General features: G+C 46.6%; 16 protein-coding genes. 10 read left to right on the top strand and 6 right to left on the bottom strand.

Going from position 1 to position 13,461, the window contains the following annotated elements:
• The first annotated feature begins 144 nt into the window (after window positions 1-144).
• The 7 genes from SD450_RS16920 to SD450_RS16890 all read left to right on the top strand — a co-directional run bounded on the left by SD450_RS16920 (window position 145) and on the right by SD450_RS16890 (window position 7,076).
• Entirely contained in the window at window positions 145-2,331 is a 2,187-nt protein-coding gene (locus SD450_RS16920; RefSeq protein ID WP_318345624.1) for a glutamine synthetase III family protein, read from the top strand.
• A gap of 82 nt (window positions 2,332-2,413) precedes the next feature.
• On the top strand, window positions 2,414-3,592 hold the full coding sequence (locus tag SD450_RS16915) for an AIR synthase related protein (protein ID WP_318345623.1): 1,179 nt from the start codon (window positions 2,414-2,416) through the stop codon (window positions 3,590-3,592).
• 47 nt (window positions 3,593-3,639) lie between these two features.
• Window positions 3,640-4,080 (top strand): QcrA and Rieske domain-containing protein, encoded by a 441-nt coding sequence (locus SD450_RS16910; RefSeq protein WP_318345622.1) that lies wholly within the window; start codon window positions 3,640-3,642, stop codon window positions 4,078-4,080.
• Between the two features lie 18 nt (window positions 4,081-4,098).
• Window positions 4,099-4,536 (top strand): thioredoxin family protein, encoded by a 438-nt coding sequence (locus SD450_RS16905; protein ID WP_318345621.1) that lies wholly within the window; start codon window positions 4,099-4,101, stop codon window positions 4,534-4,536.
• Complete coding sequence (locus SD450_RS16900; protein WP_318345620.1) at window positions 4,533-5,531, top strand: FAD:protein FMN transferase; 999 nt, start codon at window positions 4,533-4,535, stop codon at window positions 5,529-5,531. The genes SD450_RS16905 and SD450_RS16900 overlap by 4 nt, the downstream gene beginning before the upstream one ends.
• A gap of 9 nt (window positions 5,532-5,540) precedes the next feature.
• Entirely contained in the window at window positions 5,541-5,750 is a 210-nt protein-coding gene (locus tag SD450_RS16895) for a DUF4266 domain-containing protein (protein ID WP_318345619.1), read from the top strand.
• 15 nt (window positions 5,751-5,765) lie between these two features.
• Window positions 5,766-7,076, top strand: coding sequence for a DUF3570 domain-containing protein (locus tag SD450_RS16890; protein ID WP_404828257.1), 1,311 nt, complete (start codon window positions 5,766-5,768; stop codon window positions 7,074-7,076).
• Here the strand turns inward: SD450_RS16890 and SD450_RS16885 are convergent.
• On the bottom strand, window positions 7,057-7,722 hold the full coding sequence (locus tag SD450_RS16885) for an ATP-binding cassette domain-containing protein (RefSeq protein WP_318345618.1): 666 nt from the start codon (window positions 7,720-7,722) through the stop codon (window positions 7,057-7,059). The genes SD450_RS16890 and SD450_RS16885 overlap by 20 nt on opposite strands.
• Before the next feature lie 354 nt (window positions 7,723-8,076).
• Between SD450_RS16885 and prfA the strand changes: the two genes are divergently transcribed.
• On the top strand, window positions 8,077-9,153 hold the full coding sequence (gene prfA, locus SD450_RS16880) for a peptide chain release factor 1 (RefSeq protein WP_318345617.1): 1,077 nt from the start codon (window positions 8,077-8,079) through the stop codon (window positions 9,151-9,153).
• A 56-nt stretch (window positions 9,154-9,209) separates the two neighbouring features.
• Complete coding sequence (pyrF, locus tag SD450_RS16875) at window positions 9,210-10,031, top strand: orotidine-5'-phosphate decarboxylase (RefSeq protein ID WP_318345616.1); 822 nt, start codon at window positions 9,210-9,212, stop codon at window positions 10,029-10,031.
• Between the two features lie 3 nt (window positions 10,032-10,034).
• Here the strand turns inward: pyrF and SD450_RS16870 are convergent, their stop codons facing one another.
• Window positions 10,035-10,229, bottom strand: coding sequence for a hypothetical protein (locus SD450_RS16870; RefSeq protein WP_318345615.1), 195 nt, complete (start codon window positions 10,227-10,229; stop codon window positions 10,035-10,037).
• 202 nt (window positions 10,230-10,431) lie between these two features.
• Here SD450_RS16870 and SD450_RS16865 point away from each other — a divergent pair, with 202 nt between their 5' ends.
• Window positions 10,432-10,935, top strand: a complete 504-nt coding sequence (locus SD450_RS16865; protein WP_318345614.1) for a hypothetical protein — start codon at window positions 10,432-10,434, stop codon at window positions 10,933-10,935.
• 206 nt (window positions 10,936-11,141) lie between these two features.
• On the opposite strand, the gene SD450_RS16860 is transcribed toward SD450_RS16865, so the two are convergent.
• From SD450_RS16860 to SD450_RS16845, 4 genes are all read right to left on the bottom strand, one after another.
• Window positions 11,142-11,846, bottom strand: coding sequence for a DUF4197 domain-containing protein (locus SD450_RS16860; RefSeq protein ID WP_318345613.1), 705 nt, complete (start codon window positions 11,844-11,846; stop codon window positions 11,142-11,144).
• Between the two features lie 168 nt (window positions 11,847-12,014).
• Window positions 12,015-12,605: a hypothetical protein gene (locus SD450_RS16855; RefSeq protein WP_318345612.1), complete on the bottom strand. Its 591-nt coding sequence runs from the start codon at window positions 12,603-12,605 to the stop codon at window positions 12,015-12,017.
• A gap of 10 nt (window positions 12,606-12,615) precedes the next feature.
• Window positions 12,616-12,891, bottom strand: coding sequence for a hypothetical protein (locus SD450_RS16850; protein ID WP_318345611.1), 276 nt, complete (start codon window positions 12,889-12,891; stop codon window positions 12,616-12,618).
• 11 nt (window positions 12,892-12,902) lie between these two features.
• Entirely contained in the window at window positions 12,903-13,385 is a 483-nt protein-coding gene (locus SD450_RS16845; protein WP_318345610.1) for a PspC domain-containing protein, read from the bottom strand.
• Window positions 13,386-13,461 lie beyond the last annotated feature (76 nt).

Raw genomic sequence — 13,461 nt, 5'->3', positions numbered from 1 at the left:
TGTTTCATAGGGGTAAAATCACAAAATTATCGTCATAATTTATAATACCCCTATTTTTGATGGGGCAAAGTGAAAAAAAAGTATTTTTTGGAGCGTATATTATTAAATTGTTAATTGTAATTTTGCCTCCTAAACACAAATCAGATGCCGAAAGTAAGATTTCAAGCCTTGGCGGAAAGCCGTAAAAGGGAACATACATCCATGAGTGAGGAAGGGAAACGTTCCGAACTCTTCGGGAAGCATGTTTTCAACGAGGACAAAATGCTCCAATTCCTGACCAGGGAAGCTTTTGACAATGTCAAATCCGCCATTTTTCAGGGCAATAAGATAGACCGAAAAATCGCCGACCAGGTCGCTGAAGGGATGAAGGCATGGGCCCTGAGCATGGGTGCCACACACTACACCCATTGGTTCCAACCATTGACAGGCGCCACGGCCGAAAAGCACGATGCATTTTTTGACATCCTTCCCGATGGCAGGGCCATGGAAAAGTTTGGAGGAGCACAATTGGTGCAGCAAGAACCCGATGCGTCCAGCTTTCCCAGTGGCGGTATCCGAAACACTTTTGAAGCACGGGGCTACACCGCTTGGGACCCGACCTCTCCGGCATTCATCTATAAAACAACCCTCTGCATACCTACCATATTTGTGGCCTACACAGGCGAGGCATTGGACAACAAGGCACCGTTGCTACGGGCACTGCATGCGGTTGACCAAGCAGCGACCGGCGTTGCCCAGTATTTTGACAAAAATGTGAGAAAGGTCTATGCCACTCTAGGTTGGGAACAAGAATATTTTTTGGTGGACAAGGCATTGGTGAAATCGCGTTTGGACCTGTCCATGACCGGCAGGACCCTCGTGGGCAATTTTTCTGCGAAGGGCCAACAGTTGGATGACCATTATTTTGGAGTGATACCTCCCAGGGTGCTGAGTTTTATGAGCGATTTGGAAAAGGAATGCACCAAGTTGGGCATCCCGGTCAAGACCCGCCATAACGAGGTGGCTCCCAATCAATTTGAACTTGCACCCGTGTTTGAGGAAGCCAACCTTTCCGTGGACCACAACCTCCTGTTGATGGACGTGATGGAAGAGATTGCGGACCGACACCATTTTTCAGTGTTGTTCCATGAAAAGCCCTTTGCGGGGATCAACGGTTCGGGCAAGCACAACAACTGGTCACTCGCAACCGATACCGGGGTGAACCTGCTCAGTCCAGGGAGCACGCCCATGAAAAACCTTCAGTTTTTGACCTTTTTCGTCAATACCATAAAAGCGGTGGACACCTATGAGGAGCTTTTACGCGCCTCCATAGCCTCCGCGAGCAACGACCACCGTTTGGGCGCCAACGAGGCCCCGCCATCCATCCTTTCCATTTTTATAGGAAAACAATTGAGCAATGTGTTGGACGAACTGGAAGGAGTTTCCAAAGGAAAATTGTCACCAGAGGAAAAAACGGAGCTCAAACTCAATGTAGTGGGCAAGATCCCTGAAATCCTGTTGGACAATACCGATAGGAACCGTACCTCGCCCTTTGCCTTCACAGGAAACAAGTTTGAGATGAGGGGCGTGGGGTCCAAGACCAACTGCGCCAAGCCCATGACCATTCTCAACACCATCGTGGCCAAGCAGCTCACAGACTTTAAAAAGGAAGTGGATGTGCTGATCGACAAGAAAGGCTTGAAAAAGGACGAAGCTGTTTTCAACGTGCTCCGCGAGTACATCAAAACCTCCAAGCGTATCCGTTTTGAGGGAGATGGATACGGCATGGAATGGCAGGAAGAGGCCAGAAGGCGTAAGTTGAGCAACAACAAGAATACCCCGGAGGCCCTACAGGTGATCACCTCCAAGGAGAGTTTGGAACTTTTCAAGGAGATGGGTGTGATGAACGAAGTGGAACTCAAGGCCCATCAAGAAGTGGAACTGGGGGCCTATATTTTCCATATCCAAATAGAAGGAAGGGTACTTGGGGAAATGGTCTATAACCACATCATCCCCGCCGCCATCCGATACCAAAACATCCTGCTGAAGAACGTGAGCGGTCTGAAAGAGGTCTATGGCGCTGCCCACAAGAATGTGGCCGAAAGTCAATTGAACATCCTGGAGCAGGTAGGGGAACATATTGTCCAGATCAAAAAGCTGACGGATGAGATGACCGATGCCAGAAAACGTGCCAACGGGATGGCCATGAGCAACAAAAAGGCACAGGCCTATTGCAACAATGTAAAGCCGTATTTTGACAAGATCAGGGAACAGTCCGACAAATTGGAAAAACTCATAGCGGACGATCTTTGGCCCTTCACCAAGTACAGGGAATTGCTGTTTGCCAAATAGGAACAGCTACAAAACATGAAAACCACGGAAGGCCTATCGATTAATTGATGGCTTTCCGTTATTTTTGCCCAAACCCATTTTTATGTCATCCGACACGAGTAAAAGATATGCCCAGAGAGGGGTTTCCGCTTCCAAGGAAGATGTGCACAGTGCCATCAAAAACATAGACAAAGGACTTTTTCCCAAGGCTTTTTGCAAGATTGTCCCTGACCATCTTACCGGTAGTGCAGATCATTGCCTTGTGATGCATGCCGACGGGGCTGGGACCAAATCCTCCTTGGCCTATATGTACTGGAAGGAAACGGGTGACCTATCCGTTTGGAAAGGGATTGCCCAGGATGCCCTGATCATGAACGTGGACGATTTGATCTGCGTGGGTGCTACCGACCATATCATGCTTTCCTCCACCATAGGAAGAAACAAGAACCTCATTCCGGGAGAAGTCATTTCGGCCATCATCAATGGGACGGAGGAATTGATTTCCGATTTGGGCAAACATGGGATTACCATCCATTCCACAGGTGGGGAAACTGCAGATGTGGGCGATTTGGTGCGGACCATAATCGTGGACTCCACGGTCACCGCACGAATGAAAAGGAGCCAGGTGATCGATAACGCCAATATCTCCGCTGGGGATGTCATTGTGGGCCTCGCTTCCTATGGAAAAGCCACTTACGAGACCCAATACAATGGTGGGATGGGCAGTAATGGACTCACCTCTGCCAGGCATGATGTCTTTGGAAAGTATTTGGCCCAAAAATATCCTGAAAGTTATGACGCCTCCGTTCCTGAGGAGCTGGTATATTCCGGCCAGACCAGATTGACGGACGCTGTGCCAGACGCTCCCTTGGATGCCGGAAAATTGGTATTGTCACCCACAAGGACCTATGCACCCATCATCAAAAAGATACTGGAAAGCTATTCCTCCAAGGAAATCCATGGAATGGTACATTGTAGTGGGGGAGCGCAGACCAAGATCCTCCACTTTGTGGACAACCTCCATATCATCAAAGATCATATGTTTCCCGTGCCATCGCTGTTCAAATTGATCCAAGAGCAATCCGGTACTGATTGGAAGGAAATGTACCAGGTTTTCAATTGCGGTCACCGAATGGAAGTCTATGTAAATGAGGAGGTTGCTGAGGATATCATCAGAATTTCCAAAAGTTTTGATGTGGATGCCCAAATCATTGGTAGGGTGGAACCATCGGAAACCAAAAAACTGACCATCCAGAGCGAGTACGGTAAGTTTCACTATTAGCATACGATTCGCCCCAGTTTAGCGTTCTTATTTATAAACCTCGTGCTATGGAAAGGAAGGATTTTCTAAGAAGTTTGGGTGCAGGTGCTGCATTTGCCCTTACTTTTCCCTGTTTGCAAGGCTGTTCCAAGGACCAAGTCGATGGAAATATCGAAGAAGTGCCTACGGGTGTTGACTTTACAGTGGATCTTACTTCCCAAGAAGGACAGGCCCTATCGGCAAATGGTGGTTTCATCTTGAAGAACTTGGTCGTTGTGGCGAGAAACCTGCAGGGAGAATATGTGGCGGCCAGTCAGGTATGCAGCCATGAATCCTATGACCAAGTCCGGTTCGTGAACCAAGATGGAGGTATTTTCTATTGTGATGTCCACGGATCCCGTTTTGGACAGGATGGAACCCCATTGAACCAGGTGGACAGTAAGCCGGCCCGTGCCCTCAAAGTGTTCAATACCGAACTTGATGGGTCCCTGCTGCGAGTGTTTGAGTAATTTGTAGGCCCAAATCTTATGAAACGATTGTTGACCTTATTGCTATTGGTATGTCTTGGCACCCTGCATGCCCAGGAGTGGCAGGACAGCTATGCCAGTGCTCTGGATAGGGCAAATACAGCGGACAAACCCATTGTTCTCGTGTTTTCCGGTTCCGATTGGTGCGCTCCTTGCATCCGTTTGAAAAAAAGTATCTTGGATTCGGAGGAATTCAAGACCTATGCCTCCGAAAACTACGTGCTGTACAATGCCGATTTTCCCCGAAAAAAACAAAACCAGCTTCCCGAAGATAAATCGGGCGTGAACAAAACGCTGGCCGAAAAATACAACCCTAAAGGTTATTTTCCGTTGATTGTGGTCTTGGACAAGAACGAATCTGTTTTGGGAGAAACAGGGTTCAATCCTAAGCTTACCCCAGAAAAATATATTTCACTTCTTAACAAATTCATCAAATGAAAGCCATCGTCGTTTTTTTGTGCAGCCTTTCCTGTCTGTTGTCCTTGGGGCAATTGGGGCAGAAGGATGTCACTGTAAAAAAGACGCTCAAGTTGATGGGGACCCGTTTTGAGGTCACGGTGGTGGCCCCAAACGAGGAAATAGGCTATATCAACATAGATGAGGCCGTTTCCGAAATCCAACGCATTGAAAAGATCATTTCTTCCTGGGATGAAAACTCCGAGACTTCGCTCATCAACAAAAACGCAGGAATCAAGCCCGTGAAGGTGAGTCCAGAGCTTTTTGGCCTTATCGAACGTTCCATACGGATCTCCGAGATCACCGATGGGGCCTTCGATATCACCTATGCCTCCATGGACAACATTTGGAAGTTTGATGGGAGTATGGATACGATTCCTTCCGAGGGACAGATCAAAAGGGAACTGGAAAAAGTGGGGTATAAAAAAATGGTGTTGAACCCGGAAAATAGCACTGTTTTTTTGCCCGAAAAGGGGATGAGAATTGGTTTGGGAGCCATTGGAAAAGGGTATGCGGCCGACAAGGCCAAGGAACTTCTCGTATCCAAGGACGTGAAGGGGGGCATCATCAATGCCTCTGGCGACCTGACCACTTGGGGCACCAAGGCCACGGGCGAGAAATGGCTGGTGGGTATCGCCAATCCATTGAGCAAGGACAAGGTGTTCAGTTGGCTGCCCGTCTTGGAATCCTCTGTGGCCACATCGGGCAATTACGAAAAATTCATCACCTACAAAGGAAAAAAATACTCGCACATCATTGACCCCAGAACAGGTTATCCCACCACAGGGGTCAACAGCGTATCCATTTTTGCAAAGCACGCAGAGCTTTGTGATGCCCTGGCCACGGCCGTTTTCATCATGGGCAGGGATGTTGGTCTGCACATGATCAACCAGATGGATGGGGTGGAGGCCGTGGTCGTGGATTCGGACAATAAAATTCACAAGAGTTCGGGCATCATATTCGACATGAATCCGTAAATTTAGACCATGGTCAAAGCGATGTTTTTTCTCCTGCTATTGCTCTTTTCGAGTTCCTGCGTGGCCGTGCGCGAGTACGACAAGGTCTATCTGAACGATGCCGAGATGCAATTGGGTGCCAGGGCCAGCGAACGCTTTGAGACCAATTTCCATATCTATCGGGAAGCATCCGCTGGGGCCAATGGAGGCAAAACAGGGGGCGGTTGTGGCTGTAATTAAATGCTACGGGACACTATGAAACATTGCATCAAAAGATCAGTAGTCACCAAATGGACACTGTTCTGTACCGGATTGCTCTTTCTTTGCTCTATGGCGGCCCGTTCGCAGCAGACCGGCACCTCTTACCAAAAACGTGTTTTGGAGACCAGTGAGGTCGATCTCTTGTTCAGTTATTACAAGCAGGATGGGCAAAATGCGGCGGTGACGGGCGGGGAAGGGACCGAAGAGTTGACCGATGCCACTTCCAGCATTGTACTTCGGATGCCCATGAACGAAAATGATATTTTGACGGTGGATGTCGGCCTTTCCGCCTATACTTCGGCCTCTTCCAGCAATGTGAACCCGTTGGACGGCGGACTCAGTGTGTCCCCCTTCGATGCCTCGTCCGGAGAGTCCAGAAAAGATTTGCTGACCTATATCAATCCCAGCTATCAGCACAGTTCCGATGACAGGAATTCCATCTGGAGCGCCAATGCCTATTTTTCCACGGAGTACGATTATTTTTCCCTTGGATTTGGAGGGAGCTATACCCGTTTGTTCAACGAGAAGAACACCGAGTTGACCCTGAGCGGACGTGTGTTTTTGGACAAATGGAACCCGCAATATCCCATTGAACTGCGTGAAGGTTTTTTTGACGATCGTATCACTGGGAACGGCACCTATAACCCCATTTTTTCGGAATTTGAAAAGGAGAACAGAAACTCCTATTCGCTTTCGTTGAGTTTTTCACAGATCATGGGGGAAAAACTGCAAGGTGCCCTTTTCATGGACCTTGTTTCCCAGAACGGATTGTTGAGCACTCCGTTCCAGCGGGTCTATTTTGCGGATTTTGAAGACTTTTATATCGATGATTTCCAATTGGCGGACAATGTGGAGCAATTGCCGGACAGTAGGTTCAAAATACCCTTCGGGGGCAGGCTGAACTACTATCTGAACGATCTGGTGGTGCTGCGGACCTATTACCGCTTCTATTGGGACGATTGGGGAATTACCTCCCATACGGCCAGCTTGGAGGCACCTTTCAAGGTCACGGACAAATTCACCCTGTATCCCACCTATCGCTATTACACCCAGACCGCGGCGGATTATTTTTATCCCAAAGAAGAAGCGCTGTCCACGGATACCTACTACACTTCGGACTATGACCTATCGGATTACAATGCCCATCAATACGGAATGGGCGTGCAGTACAGGGACATTTTTACCTCGGCCAAAGTGTTCAGTTTTGGACTGAAGACCATCGACCTCCGTTTTAGCCAATACGACCGAAGCGATGGCCTCAACGCTTTTATTGTTACCCTCGGGACTACTTTTGTGGGGAATTGACCGGTAAATATCCTTCATTTTTGAGGTCTTCGGCATTTTGAATCAATTTCGAACATCCATTTTTAAGGAAATAAAGATTCTCACTCAACGAGAGGATTTCTTCATACAAATGATCGGTGAGCAGAATAATTTTGTCCTTCTTTTTTCTTTGGATGATATCCTTGATTTTTGAGACATATAGAGGGGCCAAATTGGAAAAAGGCTCATCAAGGAGAATGATGTTTTTTTCACTGTTCAGAATCAGGTAGGTTTCCAAGAGCCGGAGTTCGCCCCCTGAAAGTTCCGAAGTATAATGATTGTGGAATTGACGAAAGTGCTCAAAGGTTTCAATGAATGTAGTCCAATCTACATTGAACAGTGTAAAGCAGGTACGCACTCTCATATTTTTGGAAATGAGCTTATGTTGGGGTAGATAGGCTACTTGATTTCTTAGAAAAAGAGGATTTTTTTTGAAGTTGCCATCTATCCGGATGGATTTGTACTTGGGCCTGAGGCTCCCGAACAAAATATTGAGCAATGATGTTTTTCCAGAACCGTTTCTACCTAAAATGCCAGTGATTTTTCCGGTTTCGGCTCTTACATAAACCCCTCTCAAGATTTTCTTCTCCCCGAAGGAGAGCTCAATATTGTCAATTTCAAGAATCAAAGGAAGAAGATTAGGTAGATGATTATTGATGGAATAAGGTCGAACAGAAACGAGAGGGTCAGCAAGCCTATTCTGGAAAGCCCAAAGTTTTGATATAGCACCAATTCCTTTGAATGCCCCCGATCCATAAACCTAAGGATGAACAAACCTATAAATATCAATTTCAAAGCTATAATTGCAGAAAAAGGGACTTTGAAAAATAGGAGCACAATTGCTATCACAGTGGATACCAATAGAATGGTTTTATAGAAAAGGAAAACCAACAGGTATGTTCTAAGACGGAATATTGGAATCATGGTATTCACTAAATGTACAAATTAATCGTAAATTCGCATCCCTAAGTAAGATTGATCTATGCTTGACAAACTCAATATAGTAAAGCAACGTTTCGATGAGATTTCCGATCTGATCATACAGCCCGATGTCATTTCGGACCAGCAGCGGTACATCAAATTGAACAAGGAATATAAGGACCTGAAAGTGCTCGCGGAAAAGCGTGAGGATTATATAACCCTGACCAATAACATCAACGAGGCTGAAGAGATCATCGCCGATGGCAGTGATCCCGAAATGGTGGAGATGGCCAAGATGCAACTCGATGAGGCCAAGAGTGCCCTGCCCAAGTTGGAAGAGGAGATCAAGTTCCTGTTGATTCCCAAAGACCCGGAAGATGCCAAGGACGTAGTGATGGAAATCAGGGCCGGGACCGGCGGCGACGAGGCCAGTATCTTTGCCGGGGACCTGTTCCGGATGTACACCAAGTACTGTGAGTCCAAAGGCTGGAAGACCAACGTCATCGATTTGAGCGAAGGGACCAGTGGCGGATACAAGGAAATCCATTTTGAGGTCACTGGAGAGGATGTGTACGGTACCTTGAAATTTGAAGCGGGCGTCCACCGAGTGCAGCGTGTGCCCCAGACCGAGACACAAGGTAGGGTCCATACCAGTGCAGCGACCGTGATGGTGATTCCCGAAGCTGAGGAATTTGATGTGCAGATAGACCCCAAAGAGGTCCGCATCGATTATTTCTGTTCGTCAGGACCTGGAGGACAATCGGTGAACACTACCTATTCCGCGGTACGTTTGACCCACCTTCCCACAGGTATCGTGGCCCAGTGCCAGGACGAAAAATCCCAACACAAGAACAAGGACAAGGCTTTCAAAGTACTCCGTTCGCGATTGTACGACATGGAATTGGCCAAAAGACAGGCCGAGGATGCTGCCAAACGAAACTCCCAGGTGAGCAGTGGGGACCGTTCGGCCAAGATCCGAACGTACAACTATCCGCAGGGAAGGGTCACCGATCACAGGATTGGTCTTACCCTGTATGACCTGCAGAATATCATGAATGGCGATGTCCAAAAAATAATCGATGAGCTGATGTTGGTGGAGAACACCGAAAAACTGAAAGAGGCTTCGGAGATTTTTTAAACTTTTTATTGACTGGTCTTGTATGTCAGTTCGAGCGCAGTCGAGAACCTTTTGAAATGAAGATAGAACACCTAGTTTCCCAGATCCGTCAGAAAAAATCGTTTCTCTGTGTTGGTCTGGACACGGATTTGGATAAGATTCCAGCACATTTACTGGGCGATGAAGATCCCATTTTTGCTTTCAACAAGGCCATCATCGATGCCACACATCCCTACTGCGTGGCCTACAAGCCAAATATTGCCTTCTACGAGGCCTATGGGTTGAAGGGATGGAAATCCTTGGAGCGTACCATGGAATACCTGAACAGCGAGCATCCGGAAATATTTACCATAGCCGATGCCAAGCGGGGCGATATCGGAAACACGTCCACGCGCTACGCAAAGGCCTTTTTTGAAACGATGGATTTTGATTCCATTACCATTGCACCGTATATGGGCAGGGATTCCGTGGAGCCTTTTTTGGAGTTTGAGGACAGGCATACCATTTTGTTGGCGCTGACCTCCAACCAAGGGGCATTTGATTTCCAGACCCAAAAAGTGGGGGATAGGGAACTGTACAAAGAGGTTTTGGCCACTTCAAAAACCTATAAGGGTTCGGAAAGGTTGATGTATGTGGTCGGGGCGACCAAGGCATCTTTCTTGAAAGAAATCCGGGAAATAGTGCCAGAAAGTTTTTTATTGGTCCCTGGGGTCGGGGCGCAAGGAGGAAGCCTTCAGGAAGTCTGCACCTACGGAATCACTAAGGACATAGGACTTTTGGTCAATTCCTCGCGCGGCATATTGTATGCCTCTAACGGGCATGATTTTGCGCAAGTCGCTGCGAAAAAGGCAAGGGAAATCCAAAGGGAAATGGAGTTGGAGTTGGCAAAATTGCCTTAAAACTCAACCCAGACTTTCCAAGGTCTTTTTGATGCTCTGCGCCTTTCTTTTGAAAAATTCCACCAAGTGCATATCGGCCTGTGTTACATTGGCCGCTTTTTCAACGAAGTTGTTGTACATTACTTCCAGAACATAGATTGCCTGGTTTCCGCTGGTGATCGGGGTAACTGCCCCTACTTTGCAATATTGATTGTCCATTGTTCCCAAGATTTGTTATGCTAAAGATACGTCCAAAACGGACATGTGGATGACACCTTCTGATGATATATGTCTAGAAATCAGGTATTTTATCTAAAATTTAACGAAACTGACCTCCATGAGTACATTTTCTCACATTTCTTTAGATTTAAATTAACGTACCTTTAATATAAGTATGGATGGCTACAAAAACCGATAGCGTATGAAAAGATTGGTATTTTTTGCATTCATGGTTTGTGCCGTGACACATGCCCAGGAAAAGGGTGCCTGTAACTGTTGTTCCGAAGGGCAGCGGGCATTCGACTTTTGGATGGGGGAGTGGAACGTAGTGAACCATGGGGATGGCAAACCTGCGGGCACAAGTATCATCAGTAGGGAAGAGGGCGGTTGCGCGATTAGGGAAAATTGGACAAGTGCCAACGCCGGGTACACGGGCACAAGCTTGAATTTTTACAACAAGGACACCCAACAATGGGAACAGTTGTGGGTGGACAATACGGGTTCACATCTAAAATTGAAAGGGAACAGGAAGGGTGATCAAATGATATTGGTGTCCGATGAATTTGCCAAAGATGATGGAAAGAAGTACCGCAACCGGATCACCTGGACCCAAAACAGTGATGGAACGGTCAGACAGTTATGGGAAGTGCTGCAAGGTGAAAAAGTGGTTTCCGTTGCCTTTGATGGCCTTTACCAAAAGCAATGAACAAAAAAACCGGTGTGGCCCACCGGTTTTTTAAACTAACTAACTCAAAAAAATGCTAACTCAGATAACTAACTCGTTGCAAAATTCCTGTTTAACCTTCAGCAAGAGGTTAATTTAACTTTAGGAATATGTTATACTTGTTCTCTTTTATTGAGTTAATAACGGGCTTATTTTTCACTTATTGCATTATTGTGAAAAAATTAGCATTAATCCTGAAGGGAAAATACCCTTTTTAACAAATCCGTTGTTCTGGACGAAACTTTTGTCCGTATTTCCTTTTCCTCTAAAGCAATCATGGTATATACGCCCTCCAAGGCTTCATTGGTGGTATAATCGGTCAGGTCTGGGTTCACGTCATTGGTGAGTGGCAGGTTGTTGTACTTCGTGATGATGTTGCTCCAGATTTTGTCCGCGCCCACTTTTTGGAACGAATTCTTGATGATCGGGTTGAACTTTCCATACAACTGGGTCTTCGTGGACCGCTCGAGATATTGCGTAGCGGCGTTATCGGCGCCCAACAGGATCTGTTTGGCATCGTTGAACGTGATACCTTTCACGGCATCAACAAAAATGGGGGTGGCCTCACCAACGGCATCCTCCGCTGCACGGTTGATGATCTTGAGCCCCTCATCGGCCAAACTTCCCAAACCTACGTCCCTCAATGTCTTGTCCACTTTTTGAAGTTCTTCAGGAAGAAGTATCTTGACCAGTTCGTTCCTAAAAAAGCCATTCTCGTTGGCCAGTTTGTTCACTTGTTTCTCAATGCCCATGTTCAGGGCCTCGCGTAGCCCTTGGGCTATTTCCGCATTTCCGATTCCTGTGCCTCCTTGGGGCAGTTGGTTGACCACCTGTTGGAGTTCCGTACATCCCACCAATTGGAAGACCAATAGGCATAGCAGTGTTCGTTTCATGATATTGCTTTTTTATAGTTGGGATGAAAATACTGCGAAAAAGTATAAAGGAATAGGTAGCGGGGTCGGTTTTTTTGGTTTTATGTGAAAAACCAATTATATACCCGTTCCCCAAAAGCAGATCTTGGATGGACATTTTCTAGGAAGTACCGACAATCCGTGGATAGTTCAGTAACGGGGCACCTTGAACGCCCCCTCGGTAATGACGACCGATCCAACCAGTTCCACCGTCCCGACACTGGTATCGTACCATTTCAAGGTTCCTGAAAATGACCCACTGATATGGGAATCCGTGATTTCCGTAAAACGTACTGTGGCCAGATCATAGAGCGGGGTCGGGGTACTGTTCAACCCGGCACTGTAGAGGTTTCCCTCTCCATCAAAATAACCCATGCTGAACAGCGAATCAGGGGTTTTATCGCCTTGGCCCTGCAAATTGGTATAAGCTATTCCTGTGGCAAAGTTTTCAGAATCACCTAGAAAAATAGTGAACCTATTGGTCGGTTCCGTTTCAAAAATGTTGTCTATACCCGCAATGTTGACAGCATATAGGTCTGATGTAGTGTCATGATCTATAATTCCAGTGAGATTGATCTGTGTGTTGGGTGTGAATTCATAGGATACCTGTGTGCCATCGACCTTGAAACTGAAATAATACTCGCCTGCAGTATCGTCCGGTCCATCATCACTTTCGGAACAGCCCAAGAGGAACACATTGACAAGTAGAAGCAGTAAGATATGTTGGTAGGTTTTTTTCATTGATTGATTTTTATTGTGGATTTATTTTGCAGTTTTCCTTGTACTCTTTATCCACCAGTTGTTTGAATTTTGTGAGCTCGTTCGATTTCCGGTACTTGGCTTCCAATTCGTCCATCAGTTCCTCCTTGGAGGTGTCAATGGCGCCAAATCCACCTTTAAGGGCATCTTGCATGGTCTCACATTGTAGCTCGGCAAATTTCTTGGCATCACTTTCCATGGAACTTCCACAGGAAAGCATAAGGATGGCAAATGATACGGTCATCAAAAGGAATGATCTAGATTTCATACAGTTGTGTTTTAGTTGGGTTGATGGTTGTTTTTTTCATTTTTGTCCATAAAGTATCCGATGACACCCCCAATCAAGGCAAAGACAACGATGCTCACCAGTACATTGAAGACAATGTCCCAGCCATTGCCCACATACTTATCATATTCATCCACTATGGTCGTGAAATTCTTCAGGTAACTGAACATCCCAGTGTTCCCATAGAGGCTTCCATAGTTTTGGACCATGTCCGATTGGAAGTAATAACTCAGCGGAATGCCCAACAAGGCCCCAAGCAGTCCGAAGGTCACCATTCTGCCTTTCTTTTGGTTGAAGGCGAGGTAGGCCCCCAAATACACCATGATCCCTAAAGGGATAAAGATCAGTGTGAGGACAATCAGGGCTATCCTGATCCCGACCGAGGGCAATTTGTATTTCTGTGCAATGGTGCTGCAGACGCCCAAGATCAATTTTTGGGGGCGGGTAAAGTATTGGGTGATGTTTTGTATGTCCATAAATTGCGAGGTTTGGTTTTATATATTCCGAAATTAGAGGAACCATCACACCTTCAAAAGCCCTATTGATCCTGTG

The organism is Flagellimonas baculiformis, assembly GCF_033441575.1.
GTDB lineage: Bacteria > Bacteroidota > Bacteroidia > Flavobacteriales > Flavobacteriaceae > Flagellimonas > Flagellimonas baculiformis.
Note: the sequence above shows the minus strand (reverse complement) of the source record. Positions and strands in the feature narration are given on the sequence as shown.

Bases quoted from the DNA above. Each gene is read 5' to 3' on its own strand.
- SD450_RS16890 (WP_404828257.1), top strand. From the start codon at position 5,766: ATGAAACATTGCATCAAAAGATCAGTAGTCACCAAATGGACACTGTTC.
- SD450_RS16850 (WP_318345611.1), bottom strand. From the start codon at position 12,891: ATGAAATCTAGATCATTCCTTTTGATGACCGTATCATTTGCCATCCTT.
- SD450_RS16910 (WP_318345622.1), top strand. From the start codon at position 3,640: ATGGAAAGGAAGGATTTTCTAAGAAGTTTGGGTGCAGGTGCTGCATTT.
- SD450_RS16920 (WP_318345624.1), top strand. From the start codon at position 145: ATGCCGAAAGTAAGATTTCAAGCCTTGGCGGAAAGCCGTAAAAGGGAA.
- SD450_RS16870 (WP_318345615.1), bottom strand. From the start codon at position 10,229: ATGGACAATCAATATTGCAAAGTAGGGGCAGTTACCCCGATCACCAGC.
- prfA (WP_318345617.1), top strand. From the start codon at position 8,077: ATGCTTGACAAACTCAATATAGTAAAGCAACGTTTCGATGAGATTTCC.
- pyrF (WP_318345616.1), top strand. From the start codon at position 9,210: ATGAAGATAGAACACCTAGTTTCCCAGATCCGTCAGAAAAAATCGTTT.
- SD450_RS16860 (WP_318345613.1), bottom strand. From the start codon at position 11,846: ATGAAACGAACACTGCTATGCCTATTGGTCTTCCAATTGGTGGGATGT.
- SD450_RS16915 (WP_318345623.1), top strand. From the start codon at position 2,414: ATGTCATCCGACACGAGTAAAAGATATGCCCAGAGAGGGGTTTCCGCT.
- SD450_RS16855 (WP_318345612.1), bottom strand. From the start codon at position 12,605: ATGAAAAAAACCTACCAACATATCTTACTGCTTCTACTTGTCAATGTG.
- SD450_RS16865 (WP_318345614.1), top strand. From the start codon at position 10,432: ATGAAAAGATTGGTATTTTTTGCATTCATGGTTTGTGCCGTGACACAT.
- SD450_RS16895 (WP_318345619.1), top strand. From the start codon at position 5,541: ATGGTCAAAGCGATGTTTTTTCTCCTGCTATTGCTCTTTTCGAGTTCC.
- SD450_RS16900 (WP_318345620.1), top strand. From the start codon at position 4,533: ATGAAAGCCATCGTCGTTTTTTTGTGCAGCCTTTCCTGTCTGTTGTCC.
- SD450_RS16845 (WP_318345610.1), bottom strand. From the start codon at position 13,385: ATGGACATACAAAACATCACCCAATACTTTACCCGCCCCCAAAAATTG.
- SD450_RS16905 (WP_318345621.1), top strand. From the start codon at position 4,099: ATGAAACGATTGTTGACCTTATTGCTATTGGTATGTCTTGGCACCCTG.